The sequence below is a fragment of the Streptomyces sp. HM190 genome (assembly GCF_009857135.1).
GTDB classification, from domain to species: Bacteria; Actinomycetota; Actinomycetes; order Streptomycetales; family Streptomycetaceae; genus Streptomyces; species Streptomyces heilongjiangensis.
On the sequence record NZ_CP047318.1, the window covers coordinates 5,420,421 to 5,435,258 of the forward strand.

The following is a 14,838-nucleotide window of genomic DNA, read 5'->3' on the forward strand; positions in this document are numbered from 1 at the left end:
TACGACGTGATGGTGATCGTCTTCGTTCTCGTGGCCCTGCTCGTGCTGGCCGCCTTCGCCGTCCTGCACTGGTACGCCTGGCGCCGGCTGGTGCGCGACACGACCCGGGGGCCGGGTCTCGCCAGACGCGTGGGCACCGGTGTGTTCATCGCCGGGCCGGTGCTGCTGTTCGCGGCCTTCGGCGCCGAGCGCGGCGGCGCGCCCTTCTGGCTGCAGCAGACGCTGGGCTGGCCGGGCTTCCTGTGGCTCGCCCTCTCGCTGTACCTGCTGCTGGCCCTTCTGGCGGGTGAGGTCGTACGCCCCCTGCTGAACCGTCTGCTCGCGCGCCGCGCCCCCGACCCGGACGAGCGGTCCGGGCCGGCGGTGCGCGCACCGGAGCCGGTACCGGCGGGCGCGAAGCCCACGGACCGCGCCGACGCCACCGCGACCGCCGACCCGACGGCGACCATCGACGCGACCACGACCTCGGCCATGACCGCCGACCCGGTCGGTCCGACCGCCGCCGAGTCCGTCGGCCCGGCCCCGGCGGACGGCACCGCACCCGGTGCCGGCTCCGCCGACGGGCCCGCCGGCGCGTCCCCCACGGGCGTCTCCCGGCGCCTCTTCGTCTCCCGTGCGGTCGGCGGGGCCGTCGCCGCGGCCGCCGTCGGGACGGTCGGCTACGGCACGTACGGCGTCGTCCGCGGCCCCCGCGTCAAGCGGGTCACCGTGCCGCTGGCCAAGCTCCCGCGCGCGGCGCACGGTTTCCGGATCGCGGTGGTCAGCGACATCCACCTCGGGCCGATGCTCGGCCGGGGTTTCGCGCAGAAGGTCGTCGACACCATCAACGCGACCCAGCCCGATCTGATCGCGGTGGTCGGCGACCTCGTCGACGGCAGCGTGAAGGACCTCGGCCCGGCGGCGGCGCCGCTCGCGGGCCTTCGGGCGCGGCACGGCAGTTACTTCGTCACCGGCAACCACGAGTACTTCTCCGGCGCCGAGCAGTGGGTGGAGGAGGTGCGGCGCCTCGGCATGACCCCGCTGGAGAACGACCGACGCGAGCTGCCGCACCTCGACCTCGCCGGGGTGAACGACCTCGCCGGGGAGGACGACGGCCAGGGCCCCGACTTCGCCAGGGCGCTCGGCGACCGGGACACCTCGCGGGCCGTGGTGCTCCTCGCCCACCAGCCCGTGCAGATCCATGACGCCGTCGACCACGGCGTCGACCTCCAGCTCTCCGGGCACACCCACGGCGGCCAGCTGTGGCCCATGAACTACGTCGCCGAGGCCGCCAACCCCACCCTCGCGGGTCTGGAGCGCTACGGCGACACCCAGCTGTACGTCAGCCGCGGCGCGGGCGCGTGGGGGCCCCCGGTGCGGGTGGGGGCGCCGTCGGACGTCACCGTCGTGGAGCTGGCCTCGAAACAGGCGTGACGGTTCGTCAGCATCTCGTGGGAAGCGCGTAGTTCACGTGCTCCCCGGACTTCACGAGTTCTCTCTCAACTCAACAAAACCCCTCTTCCGTGCGTATGAACGCGTGTGGTTAGGTGATCGGCGCCACCGCGTAGCCATGGAGCGTCGTGGGCCGGGTGGAGTCATGGGGAGGGGCGCCGATGCGGTCGGTTCGCGTGCGGGTTCTCGCGTCGCTGCTGGTGCTGACGGTCGCGGCGATCGGCGGCTGGCAACTGCTGCCCGCCCAGCGCGACACGGACAGGACGATCACGGTCGGGACGAGTGACCCGGTCACGTCCCTCGACCCCGCCGGCGCGTACGACGCCGGCTCCTGGGCCCTGTTCAACAACGTCTTCCAGTCGCTGCTGACGTTCGAGCCCGGCGGCGCGAACCCCGTCCCCGACGCGGCGCGCGACTGCGCCTTCGCCGGCGGCACGCTCACCGTCTACCGCTGCACCCTGCGCCAGGGACTGAGGTTCCCCGGCGGACGCGAGGTGACCGCCGCCGACGTGAAGTTCTCCTTCGACCGGATCAAGCGGATCAACGCGGACGTCGGCCCCGCCCCGCTCCTCGACACCCTCCAGTCGGTGAGCGTCGACGGGCCGACCGTCAGCTTCCGCCTCACCGCGCCGGACGCCACCTTCCCGTACAAGATCGCGACCGGCGCCGGGTCGATCGTCGACCGCACCGCGTACCCGGCGAACCGGCTGCGCACCGACGGCGGCGCCGACGGCACCGGGCCGTACGTCCTGACGTCGTACACGAAGGACCGGCAGGCCCGCCTCAGCCCCAACGAGCGCTACCGGGGCGCCGTCCAGCACTCCGGCAGACAGGTCCTCGTGCGCTACTACCAGGACTCGGCCGCGCTGGCGGAGGCGTGGCAGGCGCGCCGGGTCGACGTCGCCGCGCGCACCCTGCCGCCCGCCGTGCTCGCGGGCCTGTCGCCCGGCGACCCCGACCAGCGGGTCACGGAGTCCGACAGCACCGAGACCCGCGACCTGGTCCTCAACGTCCGGGAGAACTCGCCCCTCCACGACCGCCGCGTCCGGCAGGCACTGGCCGCCGTGATCAACCGGGAGAAACTCGTCTCCCAGGTCTACCAGGGCACCACCGACCCGCTGTACTCCCTGATCCCGGCCGGTGTCACGGGCCACACCACCTCGTTCTTCGACACGTACCCCAAGCCCGACCCGCTGCGCGCCCGCAGGCTCCTCGACGCGGCCGGCGTGAGCATGCCCGTGCGCTTCACGTACGGGTACGCCGAGGGCCGGGAGTCGGCCGTCGCCGAGGCCGCCGAGCTGAAGCGGCAACTGGAGGCGACCGGGCTGTTCTACGTGACGACGAAGGCATACCCCTGGGCCGACTTCCAGCAGCGTTACGCCGACGGCAGGCTGGACGCGTACGGCGTCGGCTGGGTGGCCGACTTCCCCGACGCCGACACCTTCAGCGGGCCCCTCGTCGGCACCGACGGCTCCCTGAAGAACGGCTACAGCAGCAGGGAGGCCGACCGCCTCATCCGGGACGGCCGACGCCACGAGGACCGCAGCCGGGCGGTGGACGACTTCAAGAGCCTCCAGGACGTCGTCGCGCAGGACGTCCCGCTGATCCCGCTGTGGCAGCGCAAGGAGTACGTGCTCAGCACGGAGGACGTCGGCGGGGCGCAGTACCTGTCGGACGCGACCGGGGTGTTCCGGCTGTGGCGGCTGACCTGGATCTGACGGCGCGCGGACGCCGCCGACCGTTCAGGCCGGCGGCAGCGTCACCGTCACCCTCAGGCCCCGGCCCGGCGACGTCGTCACCGTGACCTCGCCGCCGTGACCTCGCCGCCGTGGGCCGTGGCCACCCCGAGGCGGCAGGCCCCGGCGGGGGCGCGGCCCTCACCCGAGAGTGATCACCCGTCGTTCCTGTCGCCCCCCGGGTCCGGCAGTGCCTTCGTCATGCCCGGCAGGAAGTCCGTGAACAGTTCGTGGACCTCGTGGACGAGGGGGCGCAGGACCCGGAAGCGGGCCAGGGAGACGCCTCGGGTCGTCAGGCGGGCCCCGCGTTCCGCGAGGCGGTAGCTGCGTTCGCGGCCCTCCGTGCGGTCGAAGACCCAGTACAGGACGAGACCCATCTGGGACAGCCACATCAACTCGGGCAGCACCTGCCGGAGTTCCTCCGGGACCTTCGCCTTCGCACCGGCGAGGACCTGCCGGTGGATCGCGATGGACTCCTCGCGCGCCCCCGCCGACTCCGGGGAGAACGGACTGAGCGGGCTGTCCGGGTCGGCCGCGTTCTTGAAGAACTGCGCCGCGAACTCGTGGTACGGCTCCGCCACGTCCAGCCAGGCCGTCAGGACCCCGGCGATCCGCGCCTGCAGATCCGTCTCCCGCTCCAGCACCGGCCGCACCGCCGCGCGGTGCTCCGCGCCGATCCGGTCGTAGAACCCCTGGATCAGGTGCTCCTTGCCGGCGAAGTAGTAGTACGCGTTCCCGACGGAGACGCCGGCCTCCTTGGCGATCGCCCGCATCGTCGTCCTGTCGTACCCGCGCTCCTGGAACAGCCGCAGCGCGGTCTCCAGGATGAGCGCGCGGGTCTGCTCGGACTTGGCGGAGCCGCCCCGGGGGCCGCCGGGTGCCCCGTCGTCGCGGTCGCCGTCGGTGGCCGGTGGCTCCGCCGCCGGGGTCTCGGCCGCCGGTGTCTCGGGGCCGGGCTCTGCGCTGGGTTCGTCGTTCACTGCGGGCACGGGCAGAGCCTAACCAGTCGCGCAGGCACCGCCGTCGCAGCCGCCGGGGAGGGCGGGGGAGGGGGCGTCCGGGGCGGAGGCGGGGGCGGCGGCACCGCCGAGCGCGGCTCCGGACGGGGCGTCGGGCCGGGGCGGGGGCGCGGTGTACGTCCACCCCTGCCGGGGGTCGTACGTCCAGCCGTCCACGCGGGAGTGGACGCCGCCGCCCCCCTGCTGCGGGGCGCCCGCCCCGCCCTGCCCGAGCGCCGCGCGCGTACCGCTCCCGTACGCGACGCCCCGCCACTTCGCGGCGGCGAGGACCGCGCCGCGGGCGAGCCGGGCCCCGGCGGGGGTGCTCAGCCGGTGGGCCAGCGGCCGGTGCTCGCGCAGCGCCCACAGGCAGACGACCCAGGCGGCGGGGCCCCGGTACACCTGCCCGGCGTCCCCGACGACGGTGATCTCCGCGGGGGTCGCCCGGTGGTCGAGGACGGGGAACCGCCGCCGGGCCTCGTCGGACCCGGCCGGCACGAAGTCGAGCGGCACCAACTGCCGCTGCCGGCCCAGCCACTCCCGTACGAAGACGCAGAGGGTGCACCGGGCGTCGTAGAGCACGGTGAGCCCGCGGACCGGGACGCGCTCGGCGCCCCGGTCGGCGGTGGTCTCGATCGCCGTCATCGGGTCACGCCCCGGCCGGCGGGACCGAGGGCGCCCCGTGCGTGGTCCAGCCCTGGGGCGCGACCGGCGGCACCTGTTCCCGCTCCATGGCGCCCCGCCGCCGGAACTTGTTGAGCACGAACACGTTGCCCAGGTGCAGCGCCCCCAGCACCAGCAGCACCACGCCGAGCTTCGCCGACACCGCCTCGAACACCACGCGGGGGCTCTCGATGGCGCCGTCGGTGTTCAGGTAGAGGGCCACGAAGCCCAGGTTCACGAGGTAGAACCCGACGACCAGCAGGTGGTTCACCGCGTCCGCGAGCTTCTCGTTCCCCCGCAGCACATCCCCGAGGAAGATCCGCCCGTTGCGGCTCAGCGTCCTCGCCACCCAGACGGTCAGCCCCACGCTGACCAGCAGATAGATGACGTACGCGACGACCGTGAGGTCCATGCCCCCACCCCTGCCGGCTTACTTGAACGCGTTCAAAACGTGCTGTCGGTGAGACAGTAGACCTGTTTTTGAACATGTTCAAGCGGAGGTCGGGAGGAGGTGGGAGAGGGGGCGGTGCCGCGGGGCGGTGCCGTGGACGGGTCAGGACGTGCGGGCCAGTTCGGGCCGCTTGGTGTAGTCGGTGAGGCCGATGACGTTCCCCCAGGGGTCGGCGAACTCGACGGTCCAGCCGGTGGCGACGGAGAACGGCGGGTCGGCCGACTGGACGCCCGCCGCCGCGAGGGCGCGCGCGGCGGACCGGGCGTCGCGCACCTCCAGCCACACCCGGGCGGTGGCCCACCCCGGCGGCCGGTGCCGCAGCTCGTCCTCCAGCCGGAGCAGCAGTCCCGGGGTCTCCTTGCCCACCTTCAGCAGCGCGATCCCGACCTCGTCGAGATGGAAGGCGACGTCGAAACCGGCCCGCCCGTAGAAGGCGACGGCCTCGTCGAGGTCGCCGACGGACAGCAGGACGTTGTCGAAGCCGAGCAGTTCGTACGACTCATCATCTGACATGTCGTCAGGTTAGAGCGCGGGTCGGCGGAACCGCGGGAGCGACGGCGGACGACGCGACAGGGTCGGCGGAACGGGCGAAGGGGGGCGGGGTGGCGCGGCGCTTGGGGCAGGTGTTCCCGCTGAACGCCGGTATGCAGGACGAACAGGATTCCGCACAGCCCTGCCGCTCAGGGGCGGCTTGCGATCCGCAGCGTCCTAAGAACTCCTATCGGAATGCCCAACGTGGACTTGAGGTCCACGCCGGGGGCGTGGGCGAACGCGGTTGCTAGTGTCCGGGCGTGACCCTGACTGACCTCAACACCGGCTTCCGTGACGACGAGCAGCGGCGGCGCGTCCAGAGGGTCATTCATGACCGCCTCGCAGACGATCGTGACCCGCAGGAGTGCCGCTTCCTCATGCGGTTCTGGTGGCAGCTGGTCATGTCGTACCAAGAGGTGTCGATGGACGAGCTCAGCCGGAACGTCGGTAAGCCGAAGCTGGACGTGATCGAGGCGCTGATCAGCGCGATCAGGTCATCATGCCGAGGTCGACGCCTGGATCGCCGCTACACAGCGCGTCTTCCCGGTGATCCAGGATCGCGGCTTCAGGGCTGCCCAGGACACCGATAGTTAAAGAGGCCGGAGCTTCTTCAGCCGTCGCCAGCAGATGATGCTGCAAGCGAGGCTGAGGAAGGCTTCGTGGATGTCGTCGCGGATCTCCCAGCGGATCCGCAGGCGGCGGAACCAGTGCAGGTGGGCGAACGCGCGCTCCACGACCCATCGTTGTTTGCCGAGCCCGGAACCGTGTTCGGTGCCCCGTCGGGCGATCTGCGGCTTCACGCCGAGGTCCCAGACCAGACGGCGGTACTTGTCGTGGTCGTAGCCGCGGTCTCCGAGCACCACGTCTGGGCGGTGCCGGGGCCGGCCGCGCTTGCCCCGCACCGGTGGTACGGCCTCAAGCAGCGGGATCAGCTGGGTGACGTCGTTGCGATTGCCGCCGGTCAGGGTGGCGGCGAGTGGGATGCCGGTCGCGTCGGTGATCAGGTGGTGTTTGCTGCCCGTCCTGCCCCGGTCGACAGGGCTTCGTCCCGTCTTGGAGCCCCCTTTAACGCGCGGATGTGGGAGCCGTCGACCGCCGCGCGGGAGAAGTCCAGGGCGTTCGCGCTGCGGAGCTTGGCGAGAAGTACCTCGTGCAGCCGGGGCCAGACACCCGCCTTGGTCCATTCGGCCAGGCGGCGCCAGCACGTCATGCCGGAGCCGAAGCCGAGTTCCTGCGGAAGGTGTTCCCATGCGATCCCGGTGTGCAGCACGAACAAGATGCCCTGAAACACCAGCCGGTCCGGGTGCCGCTTGCGCCCCGGATGTCGAGCCCGACGCTCAACCCTGGGCAACAGCGGCTCGATCACCGCCCACAGGTCGTCATCGACTTCCCACGGCTTCGGCCGCGCCACCCCACACCTCCGGATCATCGGTCCCGGAGTGATCCAACCACCTCGAAGATCATTTCGTTAGGAGTTCTAAGAGATCACACCCGAGTCCATGACGACCTGCACCACATGGTCAGGTCCGTCGACAAAGGAGGATTGTTCCATGGGTCCTTGCGACAGGCGAAGGGCGCCGCCGGCGCTGAGAACGGCGATACGGTCACCGGCGAGGGCGACTTGAGTGATCTGGGAGCCCAAGTCGTTCCAGCCGGCGGAAAGGGCGCCTTCCTTGACCCGCGCGGTGCCGTCGGCCAACAGCACCGCGATGCGGTTGCCGGCGAGGACGAGCTGAATGACATCGTCATGGGTGTTGACCCAAGTCGTGCAACTCGTCCGTCCAGGTCTTGCCTGACAGGTCACCGCCCTTGAGCCAGACATGTCCGTCCGTGATCAAGGCGCCGACAAGGCCGGGCGCGAGTGCCGCCTGCTTGACCCACTCTCGTTGAAAGACACAAGGCGCATCCGGCTTGCTTCCTTCGTTCACTTCGAGAGTGCCGTCGTACTTCAGTACGGCGGTCCGGGGGGACCGCTCCCATGAGGTACCGGACATGGCTCTCCATCGCCTTGCCTGTGGCTGGGAGGATTCACCGCGGCACAACCCGTCGGAAGTCGTCGGACAGCCTCTGAGGGGGTCATGTCCTGGGCGAGGTCCAGGCGACGCGTGCGATCAGCGCGGCGGGTTCCCGCACGCGCACGCGAGGGGCAGCGGACCTGACTCGAGACTGTACGAGCGGCCCGCCCTCCGCAACATCTTGGGCGGTCGCAGGAGGTGTCCGGCCCGCGACGCCGTTCCTGGCCGGGCATGGTTCGGCTCGCCGACCGGCCGTCCGGGGCCACCGGGCATCGTGCCTGTCCGGGCGGCGGTCGGACCTCTCGGCGGTGTCCTGCAGGGACCGGCTCAGCGCCCGCAGCCCCCCACCCGCCGCGTGCTCAGCGCGATGTCGTCCATCCGCATCTCGAACGCGGCCGGGCTCGGGTTCGCCTGGTACAGCTGCCAGCCCAGCTTCAGCTTGTCGAACGTCGGGAAGACGAAGTCGTCCGCCGTGCCGCCGTGCTGCTTCGTGGAGACGGTCAGGTCGGGCTGCGCGACGCCGTCGAGGTACACGGTGACCCGGTTGTCGGCGGCGTCGAGGTGGAACTCCGCGCAGGTCCAGGCCCCGTCGGCGGCCGGCGCGGACGTGCGCCAGTTCGTCCAGTCGCCCGTGGGGCCGAGGTCGGATCCGACGCCGTAGAAGTTGCCCTTGTCGGTGGGGGCGTACTGGCCGCCGAGCGGGCGGACCAGGGTGGGGGAGTCGGAGCCGGACGCTTCCGCGAGGGTCCAGTGGGCCCAGTCGGGCGCCGTCGGGAAGCGGTCGACCCGCAGCCGTATCCGGGCCCAGAAGCTGTTGCCGGGCGGGGCGAGGTCGGGGAGGACCAGGAAGGCCCGGCCGTTGCCGTCGGTGCGGATGCGGAGTTCCCGGCCGCGGCCGTCGGCGGCGCGCACGACACTCAGTGAGCCGTTCGCGGTGTCGGTGGTCCAGCCACGGCCGCCGGTGACGGGGCCGAGGGGGAGCCGGTTGAAGTTCTCCTTCACGAAGGTCCCGCCGTGCACGTCGTGCGGGGTGGGGGTCGCCGAGGCAGTGGGGGGTGTCGCGATCAGGATCGCGGCCGCGGCCGACAACGCGGCCACGGCTTTCCTCAGGTAGGTCATGGGATCAGTCTGGAATCAACAACCTCGTCCGTCACGCGAGTTGGATGCGATCCGGCCAGGGGCAACCATGCGCGCGGCGCCCCCTGCTCCGTAAAGACCGGCTTCAGGTGCGGCTCCGCCACCGTGTCGGTCGTGCGATCGAACAGGATCCGCGGGGATGGGCGGAGGACAGGTCCTCGTCGGAGAGGGCGGGGTGACCGGCGCACGCCGCTCACCTGCCCCGGCTCCCCGGCTCGCCCACGACGGGACCGGAAGGAACGGAATGGCCCAGACCGGCTGTCCCCCCTGCGAGGGCGCTCGTATGCTCGCTGTCATCCTCGGTCAGGCAGTGCCGCCGGCCGGGGGCGGGGAGATCACCGATCCGACGACCCTCGGCCGACCGTGGTCACGGACCGTGTCTCCGCGTAGCTGCGGGTCCCGGGCGGGGGACCGGCCGAAGGACCGACTTCTCTCCGGACCCTTCCCTCCTGCAATATGACGGACAGCCCATATCCAGCCGATCAAGCAATCAACACGCAGGAGTCAGTACCGTGACCGAGCAGCCCCAGCAGCCCGCTCAGCCCCCGCAGCCGCCCCAGCCCGGCTACGGGTACCCGAACCAGGCTCCTGGCCAGGCGCCGGGCGCCAACCCCTACGGCACCCCGCAGGGCGGCTACCAGCACGACGCGTACAAGCAGCCGGGCGCCGCTCCTGGCTACGGCTACCCCCAGCAGGGCGCCCAGCCGGGTTACGGCTACCAGGCGCCCCCGGTCGGCGGCATGTACACGGGTGACCCCAACGCCCCGTACGGGTACGACCCGTACGGACGCCCGTACTCCGACAAGTCGAAGATCGTCGCCGGCATCCTGTCGCTGTTCCTCGGCTCGTTCGGCGTCGGCCGCTTCTACATCGGCCACGTCGGCCTGGGCCTCGCGCAGCTGTTCACCTGCGGCGGCCTCGGCATCTGGGCGCTGGTCGACGGCATCATCCTGCTGACGAGCAGCAACACCACGGACTCCAACGGGCGGGTCCTGCGTGGCTGAGCGCGGCCCCGCCGTCCTGCGACACCCGGCGGCGGCCCCCCTCGCGGTGGCCGCCGCCGGGCTGGCGGGCGCCGCCTACCTGTACGGCACCAACCCGCACGAGCCCGGCCATCTGCTGCCCCAGTGCCCGGTCCGCTACGTCACGGGGCTGCTCTGCCCCGCCTGCGGCGGCACCCGCATGGTGTACGACCTGATGCACGGCCAGTTCGCCGCCGCCTGGCACGACAACCGGGTGCTGCTGCTCGCCGCGCCCTTCGCGCTCGTCCTGCTCGGCCGCTGGTTCGTCGAGGGGCTGCGCGGACGCCGCTGGCGCCCCCGGCTGAAGCCCCGCACCCAGGCCTTGATCCTCGGCATCGCGGTGACCTGGACGGTCGTCCGCAATCTCCACTGAACGGCCGTCTCCACTGGATGGCCGTCTCCACCGAACGGCCGTCTCCACTGAACGGCCATCTCTGTTGAACAGCCATCGCCGTTGAGCGGCCGGGGCGTCTCCGCGTGACCCCTGCGCCTTCCCGTTCCGGCCGCCGTAAATCCCTTACGCCCGCTTTATGTCGCGCAGTTGTCGCAACTTGGCTGGAACCGGATCACGGAATCGGAACGATCGGCGGTTTCCCCTCCCATCCGTCTCATGAGCCTCACTACGCTGCAACGGCGACAGGGGGGATGACGGGGGATTACGTCGTGCTCGATCGTCGGCCGGCGTTCGCCGTGCCCGATTGCTGCCGGTTTTTGCCGCGCCCTCCCTCCTGGACTCCCCCCGGAGCAATCCGCTTCGGCCTTTCAGTCAGTACATCCAGGAGTTACTTCCATGACCGTCCCCACCCCTGACGCTCCCTTCGGCTACGACCCGCAGGGTCGCCCCTACTCCGACAAGTCGAAGATCGTCGCCGGCGTGCTGCAGCTGTTCCTCGGCGGGCTCGGCATCGGCCGCTTCTACGTCGGTTCCGTGGGCGTGGGTGTCGCCCAGCTGCTCACCTGCGGTGGTCTGGGCATCTGGGCCCTGATCGACGGCATCCTGTTCCTCACGAGCAACGACCGCACCGACGCGCAGGGCCGCGTCCTGCGCGGCTGACACCGCGCCCCCGGCCCCTGGCTGGGCCCGGTGGGGTACGGCGACAACGCTGAGGGCCCCGCTCCGGAATCGGAGCGGGGCCCTCAGCGTCGTACGGCCAGGACAGGCCCCCCGGGAGAGGCCCCGGGTGAGGCCGGGGAGTCCTAGTAGCGGCGCGTGATCAGCGCGCGCTTCACTTCCTGGATCGCCTTGGTGACCTCGATACCGCGCGGGCAGGCGTCCGTGCAGTTGAACGTCGTGCGGCAACGCCACACGCCGTCCTTGTCGTTGAGGATCTCCAGCCGCTGCTCGCCGGCCTCGTCACGCGAGTCGAAGATGAAGCGGTGGGCGTTGACGATCGCGGCCGGACCGAAGTACTGGCCGTCGTTCCAGAACACCGGGCACGAGGACGTGCAGGCGGCGCACAGGATGCACTTCGTCGTGTCGTCGAACCGCTCGCGGTCCTCCGCCGACTGCAGCCGCTCACGCGTGGGCTCGTTGGTGTCCTTCGTGATCAGGAAGGGCATCACGTCCCGGTAAGCCTGGAAGAACGGCTCCATGTCCACGACCAGGTCCTTGAGGACCGTGAGGCCCTTGATGGGCTCGACCGTGATCGGCTTGTCGGGGTTGATGTCCTTGATCAGCGTCTTGCACGCCAGACGGTTCTTGCCGTTGATCCGCATGGCGTCCGAACCGCAGATGCCGTGCGCGCAGGAACGGCGGAAGGTCAGCGTCCCGTCCAGGTCCCACTTGATCTTGTGCAGACCGTCGAGGACCCGCTCCTTGGGGTCGATCTCCAGCTGGAAGTCTTCCCACACCGCCTCGGCCGCGACCTCCGGGTTGAACCGGCGGATCCGGAAGGTGACCGTGATGTACGGGGAGGCCGCGGACTCCGCCTCGACCTTGTCCAGAACAGGGGTAGCCATCAGTACTTACGCTCCATCGGCTGGTAGCGGGTCTGGACGACCGGCTTGTAGTCGAGGCGGACGGTCTCGGAGCCGTCGTCGCCGACCTCGCGGTACGCCATGGTGTGACGCATGAAGTTGACGTCGTCGCGGTTCGGGTAGTCCTCGCGGTAGTGACCGCCGCGGGACTCCTTGCGGGCGAGCGCGGAGACGGCCATGACCTCGGCCAGGTCGAGCAGGTTGCCCAGCTCGATGGCCTCCAGCAGGTCGGTGTTGAACCGCTTGCCCTTGTCCTGGATCGCCACGTTCTTGTAGCGCTCGCGCAGCTCGGCGATCTTCTCGACGGCCGTCTTGATCGTCTGCTCGGTGCGGAACACCATGACGTTCGCGTCCATGGTCTCCTGCAGCTCACGGCGCAGCTCCGCCACGCGCTCGTTGCCCGTCGAGGAACGCAGCCGCTCGATCTGCTCGACGACCAGGGACTCGGGGTCCTCCGGCAGCTCGACGAAGTCGGCCTTCTGCGCGTACTCGGCGGCCGCGATGCCGGCCCGGCGCCCGAACACGTTGATGTCGAGCAGCGAGTTCGTGCCGAGGCGGTTGGCGCCGTGCACGGAGACACAGGCGACCTCACCGGCGGCGTACAGACCCGGCACGACGGTGGTGTTGTCCGCCAGGACCTCACCCTCGACGTTGGTGGGGATGCCGCCCATGGCGTAGTGCGCGGTCGGCTGGATCGGGATCGGGTCCGTGTAGGGCTCGATGCCGAGGTAGGTCCGCGCGAACTCGGTGATGTCCGGGAGCTTGGCGTCGAGCTGCTCCGGCGGGAGGTGCGTCAGGTCCAGGTAGACGTGGTCGCCCTCGGGGCCGCAGCCGCGGCCCTCGCGGATCTCCGTGTAGATGGAGCGGGAGACGACGTCACGGGACGCGAGGTCCTTCATGACCGGCGCGTACTTCTCCATGAAGCGCTCGCCGTCCTTGTTGCGGAGGATGCCGCCCTCACCGCGGGCGCCCTCCGTCAGCAGGATGCCCATGCGCCAGATGCCGGTCGGGTGGAACTGGAAGAACTCCATGTCCTCCAGCGGCAGACCCCGGCGGTACACGGCCGCCTGGCCGTCACCGGTGAGGGTGTGCGCGTTGGACGTCACCTTGAAGAACTTGCCGCAGCCGCCGGACGCGTAGATCACGGACTTCGCCTGGAAGACGTGGATCTCGCCGGTCGCCAGCTCGTACGCCACGACGCCGGCGGACTTCTTGACGCCGTCGACCTCGGTGATCAGCTGGTCGAGGACGTAGAACTCGTTGAAGAACTCCACGCCGTGCTTGACGCAGTTCTGGTACAGCGTCTGGAGGATCATGTGGCCGGTGCGGTCGGCCGCGTAGCAGGACCGGCGGACCGGGGCCTCGCCGTGGTTGCGGCTGTGACCGCCGAAGCGGCGCTGGTCGATCGTCCCGTTGGGCGTCCGGTTGAACGGCAGGCCCATCTTCTCCAGGTCGAGGACGGAGTCGATGGCCTCCTTCGCCAGGATCTCGGCGGCGTCCTGGTCGACCAGGTAGTCACCGCCCTTGACCGTGTCGAAGGTGTGCCACTCCCAGTTGTCCTCCTCCACGTTGGCGAGCGCGGCGGCCATGCCGCCCTGCGCGGCGCCCGTGTGGGAGCGGGTCGGGTACAGCTTGGTCAGCACGGCGGTGCGGCTGCGCTTCGTCGACTCGATCGCGGCGCGCATACCGGCGCCGCCGGCGCCGACGATGACGGTGTCGTACTTGTGGATCTTCATGATCGGTTGCCTCAGCCCCGTGCCTAGCGGATGTTCGGGTCGAAGGTGAAGATCACCAGCGTGCCCAGCAGGATGGTGAACACCGTCGCGGTGTACAGCAGGCCCTTCAGCCACAGCCGCGTGTTCGCCCGCTCGGCGTAGTCGTTGATGACCGTGCGCAGGCCGTTGGCGCCGTGCAGCATCGCCAGCCACAGCATGAGCAGGTCCCAGACCTGCCAGAACGGGGACGCCCAGCGGCCCGCGACGAACGCGAAGCCGATCTTGGAGACGCCGCCGTCGAGGACGAGCTGGATCAGCAGGTGGCCGATGACCAGGACGACCAGGACGATGCCGGACAGCCGCATGAACAGCCAGGCGGCCATCTCGAAGTTGCCGCGGGTCGACTTCGGGGTCTTCTTGGTGCGCTTGCGGGGCGGCTCGATGAGCGGCGCCGGGTTCTCCGGGCTGTAGCCCGACAGGGTGCCCGAGCCCTCGACGGGGCCGATGCCGGAGGCGGTGGTCTCAGTGGTGGACATGGCTGTCAGCTCCCCCACAGTTCACGGACGGCGTGACCGAGGACGGGGTACAGGGCCCCGATCATCAGCACGACCCAGACGCCGAGGACGATCCACAGCATCTTCTTCTGGTGACGCGGGCCGTTCGACCAGAAGTCGACGGCGATCACCCGAAGGCCGTTGAGCGCGTGGAAGAGGATGGCGGCGACGAGGCCGTACTCCAGCAGCGCGACGATCGGCGTCTTGTACGTGGCCACGACCTTGTCGTAGGCCTCGGGGGAGACACGGACGAGAGCGGTGTCCAGCACGTGTACGAACAGGAAGAAGAAGATGAGGACGCCGGTGACTCGATGAGCCACCCAGGACCACATTCCTTCCCGGCCGCGGTACAGCGTTCCAGCCGGCACGGAAGAACCCTCCGGGAGCGGGATTGGGGCCGGCCGGCTTGTCTGTCGGTCTGACCCGGCCGGGTACGGTCCACCGGCCCTGGCCATCGTAGCGACGTGTGCGTGCGGCGCTTAAGCCGGGTATGGCGGTGTGATCAAACTGGCACCGAAGGCTGCACGTAAGGGTGAGTATCGGGCGGCATCCGGGGTGCGGGGCGCCGAGCCCGCCCGGCGGGGGGTCCGCCGTGGCTTGTTTCGCCC

General features: G+C 70.5%; 17 protein-coding genes. 6 read left to right on the top strand and 11 right to left on the bottom strand.

Annotation, left to right across the window (positions count from 1 at the left end; genetic code table 11):
* Positions 1 to 9 precede the first annotated feature (9 nt).
* Both GSY65_RS23220 and GSY65_RS23225 read left to right on the top strand, forming a co-directional pair.
* Positions 10 to 1,413 (top strand): metallophosphoesterase, encoded by a 1,404-nt coding sequence (locus tag GSY65_RS23220; protein ID WP_159776296.1) that lies wholly within the window; start codon positions 10 to 12, stop codon positions 1,411 to 1,413.
* A 179-nt stretch (positions 1,414 to 1,592) separates the two neighbouring features.
* A complete protein-coding gene (locus tag GSY65_RS23225; protein WP_159772001.1) occupies positions 1,593 to 3,149 on the top strand; it encodes an ABC transporter substrate-binding protein in 1,557 nt (518 codons plus the stop codon).
* A gap of 173 nt (positions 3,150 to 3,322) precedes the next feature.
* Here the strand turns inward: GSY65_RS23225 and GSY65_RS23230 are convergent, their stop codons facing one another.
* From GSY65_RS23230 to GSY65_RS23245, 4 genes are all read right to left on the bottom strand, one after another.
* On the bottom strand, positions 3,323 to 4,147 hold the full coding sequence (locus tag GSY65_RS23230) for a TetR family transcriptional regulator (protein WP_159776297.1): 825 nt from the start codon (positions 4,145 to 4,147) through the stop codon (positions 3,323 to 3,325).
* Positions 4,148 to 4,165: 18 nt separating this feature from the next.
* The gene (locus GSY65_RS23235; RefSeq protein ID WP_159772004.1) at positions 4,166 to 4,810 is read right to left on the bottom strand and encodes a thiol-disulfide oxidoreductase DCC family protein; all 645 of its coding nucleotides are present in this window, start codon (positions 4,808 to 4,810) and stop codon (positions 4,166 to 4,168) included.
* Positions 4,811 to 4,814: 4 nt separating this feature from the next.
* Entirely contained in the window at positions 4,815 to 5,240 is a 426-nt protein-coding gene (locus tag GSY65_RS23240; RefSeq protein WP_159772007.1) for a hypothetical protein, read from the bottom strand.
* Positions 5,241 to 5,381: 141 nt separating this feature from the next.
* Positions 5,382 to 5,792 carry a VOC family protein gene (locus GSY65_RS23245; RefSeq protein ID WP_159772009.1) on the bottom strand — a complete coding sequence of 137 codons (411 nt, stop codon included), beginning with the start codon at positions 5,790 to 5,792 and terminating at the stop codon, positions 5,382 to 5,384.
* Between the two features lie 278 nt (positions 5,793 to 6,070).
* Here GSY65_RS23245 and GSY65_RS23250 point away from each other — a divergent pair, with 278 nt between their 5' ends.
* Entirely contained in the window at positions 6,071 to 6,400 is a 330-nt protein-coding gene (locus GSY65_RS23250; protein ID WP_159767260.1) for a hypothetical protein, read from the top strand.
* On the opposite strand, the gene GSY65_RS23255 is transcribed toward GSY65_RS23250, so the two are convergent.
* From GSY65_RS23255 to GSY65_RS23265, 3 genes are all read right to left on the bottom strand, one after another.
* Positions 6,401 to 7,239, bottom strand: a protein-coding gene (locus GSY65_RS23255) for an IS5 family transposase (protein ID WP_236579749.1) whose coding sequence is annotated in 2 segments (ribosomal slippage) — positions 6,401 to 6,876 and positions 6,876 to 7,239 — 840 coding nt in all. Because the reading frame shifts where the segments join, the coding sequence is not laid out codon by codon here.
* 48 nt (positions 7,240 to 7,287) lie between these two features.
* Positions 7,288 to 7,614, bottom strand: coding sequence for a hypothetical protein (locus GSY65_RS23260; RefSeq protein WP_159772011.1), 327 nt, complete (start codon positions 7,612 to 7,614; stop codon positions 7,288 to 7,290).
* 538 nt (positions 7,615 to 8,152) lie between these two features.
* Positions 8,153 to 8,944: a hypothetical protein gene (locus tag GSY65_RS23265; protein WP_159772013.1), complete on the bottom strand. Its 792-nt coding sequence runs from the start codon at positions 8,942 to 8,944 to the stop codon at positions 8,153 to 8,155.
* Positions 8,945 to 9,474: 530 nt separating this feature from the next.
* On the opposite strand from GSY65_RS23265, the gene GSY65_RS23270 reads away from it, so the two are divergent.
* The 3 genes from GSY65_RS23270 (at position 9,475) to GSY65_RS23280 (ending at position 11,038) form a co-directional block, all read left to right on the top strand.
* A complete protein-coding gene (locus GSY65_RS23270; protein WP_159772015.1) occupies positions 9,475 to 9,966 on the top strand; it encodes a TM2 domain-containing protein in 492 nt (163 codons plus the stop codon).
* A complete protein-coding gene (locus GSY65_RS23275) occupies positions 9,959 to 10,357 on the top strand; it encodes a DUF2752 domain-containing protein (RefSeq protein WP_159772017.1) in 399 nt (132 codons plus the stop codon). The genes GSY65_RS23270 and GSY65_RS23275 overlap by 8 nt, the downstream gene beginning before the upstream one ends.
* 417 nt (positions 10,358 to 10,774) lie before the next feature.
* Positions 10,775 to 11,038 (top strand): TM2 domain-containing protein, encoded by a 264-nt coding sequence (locus GSY65_RS23280; protein WP_159772019.1) that lies wholly within the window; start codon positions 10,775 to 10,777, stop codon positions 11,036 to 11,038.
* A 143-nt stretch (positions 11,039 to 11,181) separates the two neighbouring features.
* Here the strand turns inward: GSY65_RS23280 and GSY65_RS23285 are convergent, their stop codons facing one another.
* Genes GSY65_RS23285 through sdhC form a run of 4 tightly spaced genes read right to left on the bottom strand, consistent with a single transcriptional unit; the run spans position 11,182 to position 14,598 of the window.
* Positions 11,182 to 11,943 (bottom strand): succinate dehydrogenase iron-sulfur subunit, encoded by a 762-nt coding sequence (locus tag GSY65_RS23285; protein WP_159772021.1) that lies wholly within the window; start codon positions 11,941 to 11,943, stop codon positions 11,182 to 11,184.
* Positions 11,943 to 13,697: a succinate dehydrogenase flavoprotein subunit gene (gene sdhA / locus GSY65_RS23290; protein ID WP_159772023.1), complete on the bottom strand. Its 1,755-nt coding sequence runs from the start codon at positions 13,695 to 13,697 to the stop codon at positions 11,943 to 11,945. Before sdhA ends, GSY65_RS23285 begins: the two co-directional genes overlap by 1 nt.
* 23 nt (positions 13,698 to 13,720) lie before the next feature.
* Positions 13,721 to 14,212 (bottom strand): succinate dehydrogenase hydrophobic membrane anchor subunit, encoded by a 492-nt coding sequence (locus GSY65_RS23295; RefSeq protein ID WP_055538321.1) that lies wholly within the window; start codon positions 14,210 to 14,212, stop codon positions 13,721 to 13,723.
* Positions 14,213 to 14,217: 5 nt separating this feature from the next.
* Positions 14,218 to 14,598 carry a succinate dehydrogenase, cytochrome b556 subunit gene (gene sdhC / locus GSY65_RS23300; protein WP_099969586.1) on the bottom strand — a complete coding sequence of 127 codons (381 nt, stop codon included), beginning with the start codon at positions 14,596 to 14,598 and terminating at the stop codon, positions 14,218 to 14,220.
* Positions 14,599 to 14,838: the final 240 nt, after the last annotated feature.

Excerpts from the sequence above, each read along its gene's own strand:
- GSY65_RS23220 (WP_159776296.1), top strand. The coding sequence starts at position 10 with ATGGTGATCGTCTTCGTTCTCGTGGCCCTGCTCGTGCTGGCCGCCTTC.
- GSY65_RS23225 (WP_159772001.1), top strand. The coding sequence starts at position 1,593 with ATGCGGTCGGTTCGCGTGCGGGTTCTCGCGTCGCTGCTGGTGCTGACG.
- GSY65_RS23235 (WP_159772004.1), bottom strand. The coding sequence starts at position 4,810 with ATGACGGCGATCGAGACCACCGCCGACCGGGGCGCCGAGCGCGTCCCG.
- GSY65_RS23240 (WP_159772007.1), bottom strand. The coding sequence starts at position 5,240 with ATGGACCTCACGGTCGTCGCGTACGTCATCTATCTGCTGGTCAGCGTG.
- GSY65_RS23245 (WP_159772009.1), bottom strand. The coding sequence starts at position 5,792 with ATGTCAGATGATGAGTCGTACGAACTGCTCGGCTTCGACAACGTCCTG.
- GSY65_RS23265 (WP_159772013.1), bottom strand. The coding sequence starts at position 8,944 with ATGACCTACCTGAGGAAAGCCGTGGCCGCGTTGTCGGCCGCGGCCGCG.
- GSY65_RS23280 (WP_159772019.1), top strand. The coding sequence starts at position 10,775 with ATGACCGTCCCCACCCCTGACGCTCCCTTCGGCTACGACCCGCAGGGT.
- GSY65_RS23285 (WP_159772021.1), bottom strand. The coding sequence starts at position 11,943 with ATGGCTACCCCTGTTCTGGACAAGGTCGAGGCGGAGTCCGCGGCCTCC.
- sdhA (WP_159772023.1), bottom strand. The coding sequence starts at position 13,697 with ATGAAGATCCACAAGTACGACACCGTCATCGTCGGCGCCGGCGGCGCC.
- GSY65_RS23295 (WP_055538321.1), bottom strand. The coding sequence starts at position 14,212 with ATGTCCACCACTGAGACCACCGCCTCCGGCATCGGCCCCGTCGAGGGC.